11 protein-coding genes and 2 pseudogenes are annotated in these 19,507 nt (G+C 46.8%); 8 read left to right on the forward strand and 5 right to left on the reverse strand.

What is annotated here, in order from left to right; translation table 11 throughout:
- Positions 1–76: 76 nt before the first annotated feature.
- From O4H47_RS17615 to O4H47_RS17645, 7 genes and pseudogenes are all read left to right on the forward strand, one after another.
- Positions 77–520 (forward strand): RbsD/FucU family protein, encoded by a 444-nt coding sequence (locus tag O4H47_RS17615; RefSeq protein ID WP_269395331.1) that lies wholly within the window; start codon positions 77–79, stop codon positions 518–520.
- Between the two features lie 98 nt (positions 521–618).
- Positions 619–1,548, forward strand: coding sequence for a transketolase (locus O4H47_RS17620; RefSeq protein WP_269395332.1), 930 nt, complete (start codon positions 619–621; stop codon positions 1,546–1,548).
- Positions 1,549–1,559: 11 nt separating this feature from the next.
- Positions 1,560–2,564 carry a transketolase family protein gene (locus tag O4H47_RS17625; RefSeq protein WP_269395333.1) on the forward strand — a complete coding sequence of 335 codons (1,005 nt, stop codon included), beginning with the start codon at positions 1,560–1,562 and terminating at the stop codon, positions 2,562–2,564.
- 2 nt (positions 2,565–2,566) lie between these two features.
- Entirely contained in the window at positions 2,567–3,682 is a 1,116-nt protein-coding gene (locus O4H47_RS17630) for a RuBisCO large subunit C-terminal-like domain-containing protein (protein ID WP_269395334.1), read from the forward strand.
- 168 nt (positions 3,683–3,850) lie between these two features.
- Positions 3,851–4,834, forward strand: a pseudogene (locus O4H47_RS17635) (ISNCY family transposase); the annotation flags it as partial.
- An 80-nt stretch (positions 4,835–4,914) separates the two neighbouring features.
- Positions 4,915–6,005 (forward strand): annotated as a pseudogene (locus tag O4H47_RS17640) (IS3 family transposase); the annotation flags it as partial.
- 85 nt (positions 6,006–6,090) lie between these two features.
- Positions 6,091–7,442 (forward strand): IS3 family transposase gene (locus O4H47_RS17645; RefSeq protein ID WP_269395335.1). Its coding sequence is split into 2 segments (ribosomal slippage): positions 6,091–6,427 and positions 6,427–7,442, totalling 1,353 coding nucleotides; the frame shifts between segments, so codons are not numbered across the junction.
- 311 nt (positions 7,443–7,753) lie between these two features.
- Here O4H47_RS17645 and O4H47_RS17650 read toward each other — a convergent pair.
- From O4H47_RS17650 to O4H47_RS17670, 5 genes are all read right to left on the reverse strand, one after another.
- Positions 7,754–9,982, reverse strand: coding sequence for an FG-GAP-like repeat-containing protein (locus O4H47_RS17650; protein ID WP_269395336.1), 2,229 nt, complete (start codon positions 9,980–9,982; stop codon positions 7,754–7,756).
- A gap of 109 nt (positions 9,983–10,091) precedes the next feature.
- On the reverse strand, positions 10,092–14,111 hold the full coding sequence (locus O4H47_RS17655) for a DUF4214 domain-containing protein (RefSeq protein ID WP_269395337.1): 4,020 nt from the start codon (positions 14,109–14,111) through the stop codon (positions 10,092–10,094).
- Between the two features lie 219 nt (positions 14,112–14,330).
- Positions 14,331–15,494, reverse strand: a complete 1,164-nt coding sequence (locus O4H47_RS17660) for a helix-turn-helix transcriptional regulator (RefSeq protein WP_269395338.1) — start codon at positions 15,492–15,494, stop codon at positions 14,331–14,333.
- Between the two features lie 93 nt (positions 15,495–15,587).
- Positions 15,588–17,873 (reverse strand): FG-GAP-like repeat-containing protein, encoded by a 2,286-nt coding sequence (locus tag O4H47_RS17665; protein WP_269395339.1) that lies wholly within the window; start codon positions 17,871–17,873, stop codon positions 15,588–15,590.
- A 67-nt stretch (positions 17,874–17,940) separates the two neighbouring features.
- A complete protein-coding gene (locus O4H47_RS17670) occupies positions 17,941–18,084 on the reverse strand; it encodes a hypothetical protein (RefSeq protein ID WP_269395340.1) in 144 nt (47 codons plus the stop codon).
- A 394-nt stretch (positions 18,085–18,478) separates the two neighbouring features.
- Between O4H47_RS17670 and O4H47_RS17675 the strand changes: the two genes are divergently transcribed.
- Positions 18,479–19,429: a helix-turn-helix domain-containing protein gene (locus O4H47_RS17675; RefSeq protein ID WP_269395341.1), complete on the forward strand. Its 951-nt coding sequence runs from the start codon at positions 18,479–18,481 to the stop codon at positions 19,427–19,429.
- The last annotated feature ends 78 nt before the right edge of the window (positions 19,430–19,507 follow it).

A 19,507-nucleotide genomic window follows, 5' to 3' on the forward strand; every position in this document is an offset into this window, starting at 1 on the left:
ACCATTAGAGTTAACCCTTTGAACTGGGGCGATCGTGGGTCATAACCCGGGGTCGCCCCTTTTTTTGGAGGACAAAATGCTCAAAGGAATAGACCCAATACTATCCGCTCAACTTGTTTATTTGATGATGCAAATGGGGCACGGCGATGAAATTGCGATCGTTGATGCCAACTTTCCCGCCCAATCGAGCGCGCTTGCAACTGCTTCTGGTCAGCTTGTGGATATGCCGGGCATGGATGCACCCGCGTTGGTTAACGCCATGCTCAAACACTTCCCACTCGACGAATTCTATGACTGCTGTGCTTGGCGCATGGAGATTGACAATTCACCCGGAGAAATGGGTGAAGTCCACAAAACCGTTTTTGCAATGCTTGAAATAGCCAAGCCCGACGTCGCTCAACTCTGCTCGCTCGAGCGCCAAAACTTCTATGAACAAGCCAGAAATTGTTATGCGGTGGTGCGCACTGGCGAAATGCGACCATTCGGCTGTTTCATCCTGCGCAAGGGCGTAATTTTTTAGGTACTCAGCCCACTCATGCGCTTTATTTATCAAATGTTATATGCTACTGACATTAGTAACAATGAAAAATCCACACCGCACTTTTGATGGGGGAACAGGTGAAGAACCAAAAGACGACACAAGAGATTGCTTTGGGTATACGCCGTCGCGTTTTTGAGCACTCAATGCGCAATAATGGCGGATATCTTAGTCAAGCCTGTTCAGCAGCTGAGCAATTGGCATGGCTCTACAATGAGGCCCTAAATTTGGGCGATCCAACTTTGCCTATGATCCCTCAACCATTTGGCGGCGTACCTGCACCGGGCAACGATGATTATGTGACTGGTGCTGGTTATAATGGTCCGTTTGAGCCACAGTACGATCGGCTATTCATTGCGCCAGCACACTATGCACTTGTGGCCTACGCCACGCTGATCGAAACTGGGCGCATGTCGGCAGAAGGACTTGAAATGTTCAACAAAGACGGATCGTCTGTTGAGATGATAGGTGCTGAACATTCCCCTGGCATGGAAGTGCACAATGGCACATTGGGCATAGGCCTATCAACAGGCGCAGGTCTGGCCTATGGACGACGATTACGCGGTGAGCCGGGCGAGGTCTGTGTGTTTATGTCTGACGGTGAAGTCCAAGAAGGCCAAACTTGGGAAGCGATCCAAGCCTGCGCACATCATGGAATTGATAACGTGTGGGCGATCATGGATGTCAACGACCAGCAATGCGACGGGGCTATGTCTTCTGTTATGGAAGTGCGAGATATTGCCACCAAAATGCGGGCTTTTGGCGCGACTGTCGTTGAAATTGACGCCCATGATTTGGACGCTATGCGCCAAGCCAGAAAGGAACCACACAAGGGTCAGCCCTTGATCATTTTGGCGCACTCCTCGCCGACACAGGGGATGTCGTTCCTGCAGAAAAGATTCCCACGCTTGCATTATGTCCGCTTCAAATCAGAGCAAGAGCGAAACGAAATGAACATCTCCATCGCCAAAGAGCTGGGTGTTGAACCTGTTGAATTTGAAAAGCATTAGGGTGAAGAAAAATGGTTGAAATGGTTACACGCCCTTATGCGGGTGCATTTGAAAAATACGCATTAGCCAACAAAGATGTGTTGTGCATGTCGGCAGATCTAACTTCCTCTTGCGAAATTGATGGCTTTCGCGACCGTCACCCTGAGCAATTCATGTCTATGGGCATGGCGGAGCAAAACATGTTGAGCTTTGCTGGCGGTTTGGGTCTAGCTGGTTATCGCCCATTCATTCACACCTTCGGAGTGTTCACCTATCGTCGGCCTTATGACCAATTGATGGCGTCTATTGCCTATCCACGCCGAAAAGTGCGCCTTATGGGTTTTTTGCCCGGGGTCACCACTCCCGGTGGCATGACACACCAAGCCATCGAAGACATTGCAATCATGCGCGCAATGCCCAACATGTCGATTCTGGAAACAGGGGATGCGACCGAAGTGGAAAGCCTTTGTGAAGCGGCTGATTCCATTGACGGTCCTGTGTACTGTCGCGTTTTGCGCGGCACGGTGCCCCGCTTGTTTGATTCACCGATCAAAGTCGGCGAAATGCGCGAACTCTCCCACGGAGATGACATTCTTGTGGTGACCGCAGGCATTACCACTGAGGAAGCCTTGCGCGCAAAAACTGCTTTGGTTAACGCCGGTGTCTCAATCAGACATTTACACCTCAACACCATCAAACCATTTGATTCAAAGCGCCTGCTCGACCATCTACAATCCGTCAAACATGGCGTGATTACATTGGAAAATCATGTGATTAATGGCGGTATTGGGTCGCTGGTTGCAGAAACCATCGCAGAAGCGGGAATCCAAAAGAAACTTGTGCGACTAGGACTAAAAGACACGTACGCCCATGGCGGTTCTCGTTCTTACTTGATGCGCTATTATGGGCTGGACGCGTTGGCATTGGTAAACGGCATTGAAAATCTGATGAATATCGAAACCAACATTGATGCTGACGATTTGGAAAGTGCACGGGTCGATGCTGTTCACTCAAGCGCGAAAGCGGAAGCATTGTAGTCATGGACCGTTTACGCGTAACCTATCAAATTCAAGCCCAAAACAACGATGAAGCGCAAGAGCGTGCCAACAATATCGCTTTGGAGCAAACAGTTGAAATTCCGCGTGACGTGGTGCCCAAAGGTTTCATTGAAGATGAGATTTTAGGCAAAGTCGAAAGCTGTAGCCAAACTCATGAAAGCCATTTCGACGCCATTGTGTCCTATAGTGCGAAAAGTGTGGGGACCGAGTTGACCCAGCTATTCAACGTGATTTTCGGCAATTCTTCAATCCAACAAGGTTTGCAAGTCACCAATGTGGATTTGGGGTCCGTTTTAGGCAAGCAGTTTCCAGGTGCTCGCTTTGGCACAAAGGGAGTGCGCGAGCGTGCCGCCTGTTCAACAGGCGGGCTAATTTCACCTGTGCTCAAGCCGCAAGGTTCAAACACTAACGAATTGGCAGAAATTGCATACTTGTGTGCGCTAGCCGGTGCCAATATCGTCAAGGAAGACCATGGGTTGGTCAACCAACCAGCCGCGCCGTTCAAAAAGCGGGTAGAAGAGATTGCCAAAGCCGTAAACCGTGCCAACAAGGAAACGGGGCACAACTGTCTCTATTTCCCCAATATTGGCGGACATTTTACAAGCGTGATTGAAGACGCGCAATTCGCAAAGCAGGCAGGAGCCGGGGGTATACTGTTAATGCCGGGGCTTTTGGGCTTCGATATCGTCAACCATTTTTCCAGCGACGCTGATTTTGACCTGCCAATAATGACCCACCCCAGTTTTTTGGGACCATATGTGCTCTCAAACGATACTGGGTTCACCCATTCAATGATGTTTGGCGTTTTGCAGCGTTTGGCGGGTTCAGACATTTCTGTTTTCCCCAATGTTGGTGGCCGGTTTGGCTTCTCAAGCGCGCAATGCCAATCCATTGCAAGCGCTTGCTGTTCGACAAAGGGCATCGGCAAACCGATTTTTCCAAGCCCGGGAGGTGGAATGTCCAAGGACCGTGCTGGGGAAATGAGGCGCATGTATGGTGACGATGTGGTCTATTTACTGGGCGGCAGTTTGCTGCGTTATGGTGACAAAATTGGAGAAGGCATTAAAGAGATGCGTACGGCACTTGCGGCCAGATGAGAATCTAAAACAGGAAATGCGCGTCATAAACTACCCTTCGTAAATTGAAGTTCCATAATCCTAGTTATGCGAATATCATATGTAGCAGCTATTTAGTAATGTCTCACATTAGCAAGTTAGAAATGTCTCATCAAGTTGAGTATTCAGTTTATGATGAGGCATACAGATATGGGACTATTTGTAATGAGTGAGAAAGAACTTCTGCGGATCAAAATCATCGAGGACGTTCAAAAACAGCGCATAAGTGTGGTTCAGGCGGCCAAAACGATCGGTGTGAGCCGACGCCACATGACACGATTGGTGGCTGAATTTCGTCAGAATGGTGCATTGGGCATGATTTCAAAGAAACGCGGTAAACCAAGTAATCGGACTTATTCAATCGGTTTTCGTGACTATGTGTGCGAACTGGTCAGGCAGAACTATCACGATTTTGGTCCAACCTTGGCGCTCGAGAAGCTCCATGAACTGCATGATGTGTCAGTATCCAAGGAAACCCTACGCAAGTGGATGATACACGCTGGAATTTGGACTTCCCGAAAAGAACAACGCAAACAGCACATTCATCAGCCTAGAAACCGACGCGAGTGTTTTGGTGAAATGATCCAGATTGATGGGTCTCATCATAGATGGTTTGAGGAAAGAGGGCCAAGATGCGCCCTGCTCGTCTTTATTGACGATGCCACGAGTAAAATTTTGCACCTTCGTTTCTGCAAGACAGAGAATGCTTTTGATTACTTTCACGCTGCGAAGTCTTATCTGCAGGAATATGGAAAGCCGGTGATGTTCTACAGTGACAAACACGCGGTTTTTAGAACGACACATGCATCAAACAAAGATGTAACGTCGGGTATGACCCAATTCGGCCGTGCACTTCATGAACTGAATATTGACATCATATGCGCCAATTCTCCACAAGCCAAAAGCCGCGTTGAGCGGGCAAATAAAACGTTGCAGGATCGATTGGTCAAAGAGTTACGCCTACGGGATATCAGGACCATCGAAGACGCCAATGCGTTTGTCCCCACTTTCACAGCTGACTTCAATCAGAGGTTTGGCAAGGCTCCGGCCAATCCTAGGGACATGCATCGCGCATTATCAGAGCACGATAGTTTGGAGAGTGCTATGTGCAACAAAGTTGAGCGCACCCTGTCTGACATCAACGCCTGTGGAACATCTTAGGGTAGTTTGATAAGTGAGGGTTTCTGTTTCATCGTAACCTTCATGGAGCGAAGATGAACAAGAAATCCGTTAGCAGCAAAGCGTCTGCAGATAAATTAGTAAAGAACATCCGCCGCAAGACCCGTCAGACTTATTCGGCGGAGGAAAAGATCCGCATTGTTTTGGCTGGTATGCGTGGTGAGGAAAGCATTTCGGCATTGTGCCGACGTGAAGGCATAGCCGAGAGCCTTTATTATAGCTGGTCAAAGGGGTTCCTAGAGGCAGGAAAACGCCGTTTGTCTGGGGATACGGCACGACAGGCAACATCGCCAGAGGTCAAAGAGCTTCGTTCTGAATCATTGGCTTTAAAGGAATGCGTTGCCGATCTCACCCTTGAGAACCGTTTACTCAAAAAAAGCATGACCGGGGATGGGGAGCTCGAGGAATGAGATATTCTGCATCTGAAAAGCTTGAGATTATTCGTACCGTTGAAGCGTCACATCTGCCAACCAAACAGACCTTGGACATGCTTTGCATTCCACGCACAACGTTTTACCGCTGGTATGATCGCTATGTTGAGAACGGCCTCGATGGGTTGGCTGATAGAACGTCAAAGCCAAAGTCCATTTGGAACCGTATTCCTCAGGATAGGCGTGATGATCTGATTGAGTTTGCGCTTGAACACGAAGCCTTGTCACCGCGGGAGCTGGCAGTCAAATACACTGATGAGAAGCGTTATTATCTTTCAGAGTCATCGGCTTACCGTATCCTGAAAGAGGCAGACCTCATCACAACACCAAGTCATGTGGTGATAAAGGCAGCCAATGAATTCCATGACAAAACCACTGCCATCAATCAAATGTGGCAGACGGACTTTACTTACTTCAAGATCATTGGATGGGGCTGGTATTATCTGAGCACCATCTTGGACGATTACAGCCGCTTTATCATCTCGTGGAAGTTGTGTAGCACCATGCGAGCTTATGATGTGACAGATACGCTGGAGATGGCGCTTCAAGCATCTGGCTGCAACAAGGCAGTTGTTCGACACAAGCCGCGCCTGCTCAGCGATAATGGGTCTTGCTACATCTCAGGGGAACTTGCTGATTGGCTAAAAGACCAGCGAATGGATCATGTTCGTGGCACGCCGTTCCATCCTCAAACCTGTCTGACATCAACGCCTGTGGAACAGGTAAGGGTAGTTTGATAAGGGAGGATTTCTGGTTCATCGTAACCTTTATGGAGTGAAGATGAGACAGAAATCCGTTAGCAGCAAAGCGTCTGCAGATAAATTGGTAAAGAATATCCGTCGCAGAACCCGTCAGACTTATTCGGCGGAGGAAAAGATCCGCATTGTTTTGGCTGGCATGCGTGGTGAGGAAAGCATTTCGGCATTGTGCCGACGTGAAGGTATTGCTGAGAGCCTTTATTATAGCTGGTCAAAGGAGTTCCTTGAGGCAGGCAAAGGTCGTTTGTCTGGAGATACGGCACGACAGGCAACATCGCCAGAAGTCAAAGAGCTTCGTTCTGAATCGTTGGCTTTAAAGGAATGCGTTGCTGATCTCACCCTTGAGAACCGCTTGCTTAAAAAAAGCATGACCGGGGATGGGGAGTTCGAGGAATGAGATATTCTGCATCTGAAAAGCTTGAGATTATTCGTACAGTCGAAGCGTCACACCTGCCAACCAAACAGACTTTGGACATGCTTTGCATTCCACGTACAACGTTTTACCGTTGGTATGACCGCTATGTTGAGAATGGCCTTGATGGGCTGGCTGATAGAACTTCAAAGCCAAAGTCCGTCTGGAACCGTATTCCACAGGATAGGCGCGATGATCTGACTGAATTTGCGCTTGAACACGAAGCCTTGTCCCCACGTGAATTGGCGGTCAAATACACCGATGAGAAGCGTTACTTTCTCTCAGAGTCATCGGCTTACCGTATCCTGAAAGAGGCAGACCTCATCACAGCCCCAAGCCATGTGGTGATAAAGGCAGCCAATGAGTTCCATGACAAAACCACTGCCGTCAACCAAATGTGGCAGACTGACTTTACTTACTTCAAAATCATTGGTTGGGGCTGGTATTACCTCTCAACGATCCTGGACGATTACAGTCGTTACATTATCTCATGGAAGCTGTGTACCACCATGCGGGCCAATGATGTGACAGACACTTTGGAGATGGCTCTTCAATCATCTGGCTGCAACAGGGCAGTTGTTCGGCACAAGCCGCGCCTGCTCAGCGACAATGGTTCCTGTTATATCTCTGGTGAACTTGCTGATTGGCTGAAAGACAAACGTATGGATCACGTTCGTGGTGGGCCGTTCCATCCTCAAACCCAAGGCAAGATCGAACGCTGGCATCAAACGATGAAAAATCGGGTGCTGTTGGAAAACTATTACCTACCAGGTGATCTCGAACAGCAAATTGGTATCTTCGTCGAGTACTACAACAATCAGCGCTACCACGAGAGCCTGAATAATGTCACGCCAGCTGATGTCTACTTCAGCAGGGACAAAGCCATTCTACGACAAAGGGAGATAATCAAAGCCAACACAATCAAACAACGCCGCTTGCAACATCAAAAACAAGCTGCATAATCAATAAACAAATGAACCAGAGCCTCCAGTAATTAAACCGCTCTAAATACCCATTTCATTTGATAACGGACACGAAAGAAATTTTGTAAAAATCTTTGAGATCAGGCCCGTCGTCGCTGCTTGTGGCAAATCCCAGGAGATCATTTGATGCCCTGTTTTGCACGTCTCCATCGACAATAAAATTCACATTTCCACCCTGAATTTGCCCGGACATAAATCCAAGCAATTGAGCATGTTCAACATCATTGTTAGGTTCAATCTCCACTTCCATCACCCCAATTAGACTACAGCCAAAACCCGATTTTTGTCACTCACACCAAAGCGAACGGATCGTCCATCACCCCAACAAGGTTGATCAGCAACTCACCATTGTTCGCATCAAGTGCGGCATTGTAATAGCCATCAATTGCGTTCTTGGCGGCAGTGATGCTGCCCGCTGTGCCATCATATAAAGCCATCGCCGCTTTGCCATTATCCACATTGCTCAGGCCCTTAATGACAGAATAATAGGCACCAATGTTGGCTTTGTTGGTGAAATAATCAACGTCCGTTTGGCTGCCAGTTGCTGCCTTTGCGCCATTGATGATCGCCAGCAAGAAAATTGGCTTGCTCACCACACCATCATCCAACTGCTTCACCCAATAGTTAAAGCCCTCAGTGTCTGGTGCGCGGCCCAAGAAGTTTTGATAAACCGCTGTTACAAAGCCTGATGTATCATCTGGGTTTGTGTAAAGCGCTTTGGTTTCAGGTTGAACATAAAAGCTCTCAGCAATTTGGTTTTTGCTCATGCCTTCGCTCAAACGCGTGCCCCAATAAAACAGCCCCTCAGCATCCGGTGCGCGGTTAAAGTAGGCAATATACATTTCAATGAAGGCTGAAAGATCAGCCGAAGACACATTGACCACGCCATCAAGCACATCCAAATTGACGTCTTTCGCGCCTGTTTGAAAGTCGATTTTTTCGATCGAAATCAGACTGTCAGTGCCTTCAGCACCTGAGCGATCCTGCACATTTACCGCACCACCTTTATTGATGGTAATCGAAAAATGTTTCGCATCACCTGCATAAATGGCTGTATCTGTGCCTGCACCACCATCGATAGTGTCGTTGCCAGACGTCAGCGTGAAACTGTCATCACCATTTGTGGGATGAAAGACGCCGAATTGCGAAGCAAAAACATCGATAGTATAACTCAAGCCGTAAGGGTTGGTGTCCGATCTCGCTACCGTATTGTAGACAGCAGACAATAAAACAATGTCAGCGACACCGTCGGCATTAACATCCCCCATCATTGTTCTGGCAGAACCGGAATTGCTATCTGGATATGAGGCGACTAAGTTTGCTTCCGCAGTTGAAAATGACGTATTCTCAACAAAAGGAGAAAACACACCATTGTTATTCACAAAAATGGCGCTTGAAATGTCTGCTGATTGACCGTGAAAATATGGCTGCATGAGATCTAAATCACCGTCCCCATCAACGTCACCCAAGAATAGTTCATTCAGTGCGTGGTTTTTTTGGTTGTCCTTGTCATAGTTTGTTGCGGGGATAAACCGCCCAGCAAAGCTTTGCAAAGTGACATCTTCAAACACTCCGGCTGATGTTTGGCGGTAGTACGTCACAAAGCTGCCCTTGCCGGGTTCCTCCGACGAAATACCAGTGTTCACCTCTGCTACCCCGATGAAGTCGTCAAATCCATTTCCATCAAAGTCGGCGACCTGGATGGATTCGTAACCGTAAAAGTCTGAAAGACCATCTGGCCTAGCATCAAGAACAATTGTACTAGATTTAAAATTGCCGCTACCATTGTTCAAAAGAATGTGAAAGTTAGAAGCCTCACTAAAGTCCGGAGAAGTGTTCGAATATGGCGCAGTAATAAGATCTTTGTATCCATCACCATTTGCGTCTAAAAAGGCAACGGTTCCGGCACCGAGTGGCTTGGCAGAACCAGAGGTTTGCCATTGTGTTACGTAATCCGGAAGCCGGACACTGCTTTCGTTGCTAAACCCACCTGTTCCATCATTTACAAATATGTCTACGATTTCAGCATCGAGCGCGGCAACTGCAAAGTCTAGATCGCCATCGCCGTCAATATCAGCAACGTTTTGAGCGCCATGCCAAAAAGACTGTTCTTGCTGAATACCTAATGTACTGTTTATTAGGCCCGACTCTGAAGACAGATAGAGGGTATTGAAGAAACCTGGATAAGGCGGACTACCGGTTTCGCGCCCGTGGTCGATATAAAGAATATCGTTTTTGCCGTCACCATTGAAATCGTAGATTAGCGTATCATTGACCCATTCTTGAGCAATGGGAGTTGATGAGAAAACCTCCGAGTTGCCTTCGTAAAAACTACCATCTCCCTTGTTAAGAAGTACAACCGGCACGATATCGTATTGACCAACTGACACATCAATGCTCGAGGCTACGGCTAGAACTAAGTCATTGAAGCCATCGTTGTTTATATCACCAACGACAAAGCTCTCCATGTTTCCCATGTCAGCCAACTTCAGGTTTGAAGAAACAAAGCTCCACTGCATAGGCCCCTCCTTTTTTCCCTCGAATAAGATGAAATTCACTGACTAGTTGTTTAAACGTCCCAGTCCGATATGACCCGACCAATGTCTACCTTCAGCATGGTCTCACCAACTAAAATGTAAAGTCTGCAGCCTCCAGATCAACTTTGTTCAAACCGATCAGCTTGACGCTATCGTCGACATCAAGCTGTATCACGACGTTGCCTCCTTGATCAGTTGAGGCGGCTTTTAATGCCGTTATGTCGGCAAATCCGAAATCGCTAATGTCAATTATATCTGCCCCATCCTTGAAATCTCGGATTGTGTCATTGCCAGATCCGTTTGCGAAAACAAAGGTATCATTGTCTTTCGCGCCAACCAAATAGTCATTGCCCGCACCGCCTATTATTGTATCGTCACCTTGCCCAGCAATTATGCGATCTGCACCCCCTGTGCCGTTAAGAGTGTTATTGCCATCGGTTCCTACAAGCGTTGCAATGCTTGCACCGGCTTCTTCCCCGCCAAATACCACATAGCTGGAACCAGCAGTTGCGCCCTGCGGGCCAGCATTGTACGCCCCGATAATCAAATCATCGAAACCATCCCCATTGACGTCACCTGCTGAGCTGACTGAGAATCCCGAAAAATCACCGACATCGACGCCATTGATAACAAAACCAGGGCCAGTGCCGGATTCAAAGTTCGAAAGCTCCACAGCCACTTGATCGGCCTTACCAAATACAACATAGCTGGCACCTGCATTAGACGCGCCTGATGGATCTGCATTGTATGCTCCGATGATCAAATCATCGAAACCATCCCCATTGACATCACCTGCCAAACTCACCGAACGTCCAGAATTGTCATCAATGTCGACGCCATTGATGACAAAACCAGGACCAGTCCCAGCTTCAATGCTCGAAAGCTCCACAGCTGTTTGATCGGCTTTACCAAACACAACATAGCTAGAACCTGTATCCGACCCGCCTGATAGGTCTGCTCGGTAAGCGCCTATGATCAGGTCATCCAATCCATCTCCGTTGACATCACCTGCCGAGCTCACGGAAAAACCAGAAATATCACCGATATCGACACCGTTGATGACAAAACCAAGGCCAGTCCCAGCTTCAATTGTCGAAAGCTCCACAGCCAATTGATCGGCTTTACCAAACACAACATAGCTGGAGCCAGAATCAACCACTCCTGAAGGATCTGCATACTGTGCACCGATGAATAAATCATCGAAACCATCCCCATTTACGTCACCTGCTGAGCTGACTGAGTTTCCCGAAATATCACTGGCATCGACACCGTTAATGACAAAACCAGGACCTGTCCCCGCCTCAATGCTCGAAAGCTCTACAGCCATTTGATCGGCTTTGCCGAACACAACATAGCTGGAACCTGCTGACATCACATCTGAAGGATCTGCACCGTATGCACCGATGAGTAAATCATCGAAACCATCCCCGTTGACATCACCTGCTGAGCTCACGGAATAACCAGAAAGATCACTGACATCGACACCGTTGATAACAAAACCAGGGCCAGTTCCCGATTCTATCGTCGAAAGTTCAATAGGTTCGAATATCGGGTTTACGACCAAACTAAAAGCGCTTGAAACCGGAACGGATCCATCCTCGTCACCATCTTCAACAACTACATTAAAACCAGCCGCGAGTGTGTTTGATCCATCATGTTGGAAAGACACTGTATTATTTGCTAGTTGTGTACCCGTGAAACTGGTTTGCGCGATGCCACCAACTTTGATTAGTCCATTGCTCAAGTTTGATACGGTAAACACCACGTTGTCAGCATTATCGTCTTGATCTGTGAACCCTAGATCAGCTCCTGTTAGCGCCACGGTGCTGCCTTCATCAACCGTCGCAGATAAATCTCCAGTTATTGTCGGCGCGTCATTTACATTTGTAATCTGAACAGTTGCCAATGCAGAGGTGGCGTCCGGTGTCGCCCCAATCGAAACATCATCAACACTCACACCAACCGAAAAGCTCGGGCTCGTCTCAAAGTCTAATGCGGTGCCCGCTTTTAGAAACAGCTCAACACCGTCAATTTCAAAATTCGCTGCGTCTGCACCCGTTAAGGCAAGCACATTGGTGCCAATTTCATCGTCACTCACAACGATATCAGCAACCTTCACCCGAGATGCCGTGTTCGTATCTTCTGCAAGCGAAACCACATTGCTCAACGCAACAGCAGTCGGTGCCTCATTTGCATTTGTAACCTGAACAGTTGCCAATGCTGAAGTGGCGTCCGGTGTCGCCCCAACAGAAACATCATCAACGCTCACACCAACTGAAAAGCTAGGGTCTGTTTCAAAGTCTAATGCGGTGCCCGCTTTTAGATACAGCTCAACACCATCAATTTCAAACTTCGCCGCATCTGCACCCGTCAAGGCGAACACATTGGTGCCAAGTCCATCGTCAGTCACAACGATATCAGCAACCTTCACACGAGATGCCGTATTGGCGTCTTCTGCAAGCGATACAACATTGCTCAGGGCAACAGCGGTCGGTGCGTCATTTGTTGGCGTGGAGGTTCCACCTCCATTGTCGCTTCCACTTTCATCGACAATGTCATCATCAATACTGTCAGCATCCACATCCCCGACATCCTGACTTTTGATTAAGTCAGCATTTATTCCCTTACCGTCTTCTAACAACACAGCATTGCTGATTTTCTGTACTGCGGCGCTAGGATCATCAGACTTCAACGCGAGAGTGAGGTCGTCAGCAATTTTCCCCAACGTTGCCTTTTGAACCTTCGCAATATCTACGAGCGCATTTTTAGTGTCTTTTGAAGAGCTGCCAGATGCGAGATTTGCCGTTGCGGTGCTAATCTCCTTGCTCGCCGCGGCGGATAAAACGGAGATACTCTTGGCAATCGAATTCACATGTGCTTGAGATTCAACAGACAATAACTTAGCCGAAACATCCTCAAGCAAATTGACCATAAGGTCACTACTATTATCTTCGCCAGCACTCGATGCGTCTAAATCCAACACACCGTTAGGACCCAGCAAGTTGAGTTGATGCGCTAACCCCTCGTAAAGTGCATTGCTCGCAGTTTCGCTGCCGATAGCATCGTCAGCACCAACAATAACCGCAGTACCAAGACGAACATAAACAGCGACCTTTGCAGCAAGTGCGTATAGTTGGGTTGCTTGCATATCAGATAAATTATCAGCCGCTGGCTCGCTATCTCCCTCGGTTGACTCTTTCACAATATCTGTTTGCGCAAGATCTACCTTGATATCAGCAAACCCAAATACATTTTTTAACACCGCTTGCGCATCAATAACTTTTTGTTCAAGCGTTTTAGAAGTTGATGCATCGGCATCTGCCAGTTTGCTTATGAGTGTTGTAAGGGGCGTTACAACTTTTGAACCCGCTGGAGCTTCCATTTGACCAACAAATGGCAAATTGGTGGCAATATCGACGCCGCCAAACGCTATTAATTTTCCAGTGGCGGTCCCGAAAGGAAATTCAAAATTTCCCAGATCATCGGTAGTAACCGTAGGCTCATTTACGCCTATTACGCCGTCGCCATCCACATCAACGCCAACAGTTGCGCCAGCAATCTTCCCGTCGATTACGACGCCCTTTTGGAGAAAAAATTCGTCGGCTGCAGCCTTCGATAGTTCGATGGTGGCTGCATCAGACCCGATTTCACTAAGTGCATTTTTCGACGCTAATTTTGCTCCTTCACCAAATACAAATCCGCTGATATCGTTCGCCTGTGATGTCCAATATTCCGCGACTTCCAACTTATTCGACAAAAGCTCCGCATCATCACCCAGCGCACCGCTGATGATATCAATGATCATCTGACCGACTTTTGTTCCTTCGGCAAGCTTTCCCATCCAATAGTTCAGGCCTTCTGCATCGGGCGTTCGATGGAACAGGTTTGCGTAAACCGCAACAAGAAACTCATCAGGTGTGTTAGTTGTTTGCTCTGCAAAATACGGGTATAAACTGGTGCTTTCAGCCTGAACAGAAAATGATTGGGCAATTTCAGCAAATGACATTCCAGATTCAGCGCGATCTACCCAGTATTTTATCCCATTTGGGTCAGGTGCACGGTTAAAGTATCCAATATAAAGCCGCGTTATGATCTGATAATTGGTCAACATTTTCCACACTCAAGTTTTTTGATCATGCACTGATGCCAAGACAAACGATTCTAGTTTGCAGCGATCGACGGTCCCCAAACAAACTGGCTATCAAACAAGCGCCATCCCAATATGGGAGGCTAAACACCCATATCTCGATCGACATCACCCATTTGGGCTATGTTTTTAAACTTTTATTAGGATTTGGCTCCAGTGGCGCTGACGTCAGACAGCTTCAATTCAACTTATGAAGCCATGTGAAGGAAGTTCCCAGACCAAACGGGAAAATTGGGTGCGCGTATTACATTCAGTCTTCGATAGAATCGACTTTACCTGAATGTTAATTGTAGAGATTGAACGTTCTTTTTGTTCAGCGATTTGGCGATTTGTCAGTCCATCTACCAACATATTTACGAGAGAAATTTCCGCGTCAGTTAGCCCGTAAACTGTCTTCAATTTTGTGAGCTTGTTGAAAGCAGACCTTTTTGGCACAACAAAAAGTAAAGTGCATTGCTCGGAAAAGCCAAACGTTCTAATCGGAAAATCAATAAGCATATCTGGCGAAAACTTGGCAAAACGCAGATCAAAGAGTGTGCCGCCCCGTCCAATTTGAGATTCGATTGAAAATGACTGTAAATTAGATTTCAAATAGAAACTTATCAGTTCTCGGGCACTCATATTGCCCTTGTGTTTTGTGGAACAGGCTAGTTGTCCTTGTAAATCACATCCGATTGGATAACCCTTTGCAATCATCCTTTGTCCAACTTCATTGGCAAAAACTATGCGCCCTTCTCTTGATAAAACTAGAATTCCTGGAACGCCTGCAAAACTGTTTTCTTTCACCAAGGCGGTTTCAAGTTTGCTACCTGCGAGAGCTCGATTAATTTCAAACGCCTGACGCAGGTGCGGCACTAACTGCTCTACTTTGCGCAACCACGGCGCTTTTAGTTTTTCTGCGTCCTTAGCTCTAATATTCCCCCCCAATGCGAATACGCGAGCGTCGCTTTTGAAAAGAAGCGTTCCCCCTCCTTGACTAATACTTTCTTGAGGGAGCAGCCAATCATGATAAAATTCGGTTTTTTTCAATTTTTGAGATGGGAACATTTCCTCGCAGTCTACCGCTATACCGACAGGCTGACTCATAAAACCGGGTGCCCACGAATTCATACTATGGAAGTGCTGATTGTATGTGAGAATAAACTCAGGATCATAGCCAAATTCAGCGAAGTCCAGCGTAAACTCTGTCTCTTGGTCAAACCCAAGAATATGTGTGCAAATGTCACCGGCTGAGACAGAAAGCTTTTGGAGAAAGTACTGCCAACTTACCTGTCCCATTGCCGCCGAGAATAGCACAGTCGTAAGTTCTGAAAGCTCTTTTGCACTCAAACCTCCTTCGACCGACATCGTTCACTCTTTCTGTTATCAATTAAATATTCAGTATGAGTCGGATTGAGCTGCTCTCCAATTAGACTACAGCCAAAACCCGATTTTTGTCACTCACACCAAAGCGAACGGATCGTCCATCACCCCAACAAGGTTGATCAGCAACTCACCATTGTTCGCATCAAGTGCGGCATTGTAATAGCCATCAATTGCGTTCTTGGCGGCAGTGATGCTGCCCGCTGTGCCATCATATAAAGCCATCGCCGCTTTGCCATTATCCACATTGCTCAGGCCCTTAATGACAGAATAATAGGCACCAATGTTGGCTTTGTTGGTGAAATAATCAACGTCCGTTTGGCTGCCAGTTGCTGCCTTTGCGCCATTGATGATCGCCAGCAAGAAAATTGGCTTGCTCACCACACCATCATCCAACTGCTTCACCCAATAGTTAAAGCCCTCAGTGTCTGGTGCGCGGCCCAAGAAGTTTTGATAAACCGCTGTTACAAAGCCTGATGTATCATCTGGGTTTGTGTAAAGCGCTTTGGTTTCAGGTTGAACATAAAAGCTCTCAGCAATTTGGTTTTTGCTCATGCCTTCGCTCAAACGCGTGCCCCAATAAAACAGCCCCTCAGCATCCGGTGCGCGGTTAAAGTAGGCAATATACATTTCAATGAAGGCTGAAAGATCAGCCGAAGACACATTGACCACGCCATCAAGCACATCCAAATTGACGTCTTTCGCGCCTGTTTGAAAGTCGATTTTTTCGATCGAAATCAGACTGTCAGTGCCTTCAGCACCTGAGCGATCCTGCACATTTACCGCACCACCTTTATTGATGGTAATCGAAAAATGTTTCGCATCACCTGCATAAATGGCTGTATCTGTGCCTGCACCACCATCGATTACATCATGACCGCCGGCAGGCAAAAATAAATCGTCTTTTGCCGAACCAATTAGATTTTCAGCCTCATCACTTCCCGCAATCGTTGAGAACGATTCAATATTTGCCTTGATTGTTTCAATAGTGACATCGGCATTTCCTTCACCATCTCGCGGATCGGAAGAAGTCCAATCAAAGCTATATGCATAAAAATGCAGTTCGCCATCTTTGTGAAAAGGAAAATACTGCTTTTGCTTGCTCTCAATGAAGGTGGACGTAGCGTTTGAGAACACACCGCCATTGTTCAAATAAATCTCAGTTCTGTAGTAGTCACCATTGTAGTGAGTACCTTGACCAATAATGTCGACCCAACCATCCCGGTTCAAGTCGTAAAACTTGAAGTCATTCAGGTATGTTCGATCAACACCATCGGCAATTATCAGATTCTGAGAGACCGAAAAACTGCCATTTCCGTCATTAAACAAAACCTGAAGACCGGTGCCAGCATAACCTAGAACCGTTTCAGTTGGCCGGTCGTTTTGAAATGTTGAAAGTAAGACTAGATCAAGGTCTCCGTCACGGTCGATATCAGCCGAATTGCCTTCTAGCCCAATTGTCCCTTTTCGCTTTAGATCAAAGCTGCCAAATTCAATTGCCCCACCAAACCCAAAAATACTTTCAGGCAACTCAATGACTTGTTCGTCGGTGAAGCCGCCATCCCCGTCGTTAAGAAAGATCAAGTTTCCTTTGGTAATATTGTCAGCAAGTACTGCTAAATCTTTATCGCCGTCGCCGTCTGCGTCAAAAACAACGGCTCCCGTAAACGTGTTACTATAATAAACCGTATTCCCATCAGCATCGAGATAACTATGAGTCGTATAGTCTTTATAAATCACGTTTGTTTGCGTCAGCAGGTTTGGTAATTTTATTTGGTCGTATGTGAGTATATTGTTGCCAATAGACAAGCTCAAAAAACTTCGATCTATGTCCGGCCCTGACTTGCTATTGTCACCGTTCTCAATACTTGTGGTAAAAACATCGTCGAGCCCGTTTCCTGTAATATCGCCAACAGCAACATTGTGTGTCCAAACATCAACGCTAATAGCTTTTGAAGCGACCCAAGTTCCATCAGCCTGGCTAAGGTAAAACACGTCTGGTTCACCTTGCTCATCAAAGATGATGGGATCATCTTCAAAATATGGATCTGTGCCTGCACCACCTAGTACAAAGTCCAGTCGACCATCGCCATTGAAGTCACCAACCGATAAATCTAGCCCCAGAGAAGACGATGTATCGCCCGAAATATAGGCCGATGTCTCATCTGACAGCGACCCGTCACTTTGCTGAATGTAGACCCGCAGTTTTGCTTCGGGCAGGACGACTTGTGATGAAGCCCATGCTCGAACTGAATTTGCGTAGACAAGCAGGTCAGCAAGCCCATCTCCGTCAACATCCATGATTTCATGCCAAACCAAACCCCAATTGTCGCCGACATCGAATGTGCTTGAATTCAAAATCATATTTTCTCGACTTGTTTACTGCCGGAAGACCACTTTCCTGGCCATAGTATTCGGCAGGACGCAGCAATTAGATTGATGTTCTCCACCCACAAACAACAATTGCAGGTTTATTACTTTCACCGATAGTTCCTTGTCCAATATGGGGAACAACAGCACCCGTTTTTCCGCTGCTTGTTGTCCACAGCCCCGCAAAGCTAATCAATTCTGACATGGCGCTCCCTCACCAAACTCAAACTGAACATGACGATTTTAAGAGCGTTTGAACTTGATACCACCCCCAAACGGGTGGTTAAATTCCAAGCGTAAAGCACCAAATGCATAATTTTCTTGGCATAAACAATATTTTGAGCAAAATGTTTGGATAAGACTATACCGACGAGGCAAGAATTCTTGAGATGAGAGACACTATATTGCAGTCGACCCACAATCTAGTTCTGCAAATCTATGACACGATCGATAATCAGTCTTTGTGGTCAACTGTTTTGGACAAATGTGCGTGGTTTGTTGGCGCCAAAAGCTGTGCAGTTTTTGACCAAATAGTAACACCGACTGCTATCCATAACTTCAGGTTGTCGCAAAGCTCAAACTCATACTCTGAGTTTGGAATGGACACCTATGTGGATCGGTTTATTGAACAGGAACTAAATGACAGAGGTCACGCCAAACAAGCAGTCGCAATTTCAGACCGCATAGAAGTCTTAAGTGACGAAGTGACCTATACTGACTATTCAGAGTTTCTGCGGCGCGACAACGTATCATATCTTCGCGAACTTGGACTTAGGCATCGAGCTATTTCATTCCTCAATAAAGACAATCTAAATAGTTCCCAGCTAACGTTTCAGTTTGGCGACAACAGAGGCCCCATAACCAAAGATGAGGTTAGAAATGTTGAAACGCTCTTGCCACATATAGCGAAAGCACTGGACTTAGGGCGCTTAGTTTATCAAGCCAAAGACGCACATCGTGGAATACTCTCCGCGATGGATAGGCTGGCTATCGGTGTCTGCGTTTTGGACAGATTTGGACACGTGACTGCCCAAAACAATGAGTTTGAGCGTCAATCCGAATGTTATGGCGTCTTTTTCGCAAATCCTAGCAGCAAGCTTTGTTTCCGCAAACCTTCAGATCAACTCAAGTTCGACGAACTAAACGCAAATGCGCAGAATAATGGTAAATTTGGCGCCCGGCCGAGGAAGGAAGCCGTTGCGACCCGAACTGGCGAGGTGTTGTGTATTGAAGTTTCCCCAGTGCAGCACTTAGTTGAGTTAGGTTTCGAGCCACACGGCGGCGCAATAGTATTTAGTACAGACACAAGCAAACCAATTACAGTTGATCTGGATTCTGCTGCTAAATACTTTGGTCTCTCCCATGCTGAAACCAAGACCGCACAACTTTTAAGTCAGGGCCTAACAAATAACAAGATTGCTCAAAAACTGGATCGGTCCAGTGAGACGATAAAATTCCACATAAAGGCCATATTGAGCAAAACGCGTTGCTCAAACAGAACTCAATTTGTTCGTCTACTTGGGAATTTCAGAGGTGATTTGATAGAATAGCTGTCCGGCGTCAGTATTTGATAGACAGATTGGTGTTGTTGCGTAAGAGATGGTTTTTGGTTCATCGTAGCCCCTATG

It is taken from the genome of Maritalea porphyrae (assembly GCF_027213965.1).
Taxonomy (GTDB): domain Bacteria; phylum Pseudomonadota; class Alphaproteobacteria; order Rhizobiales; family Devosiaceae; genus Maritalea; species Maritalea porphyrae_A.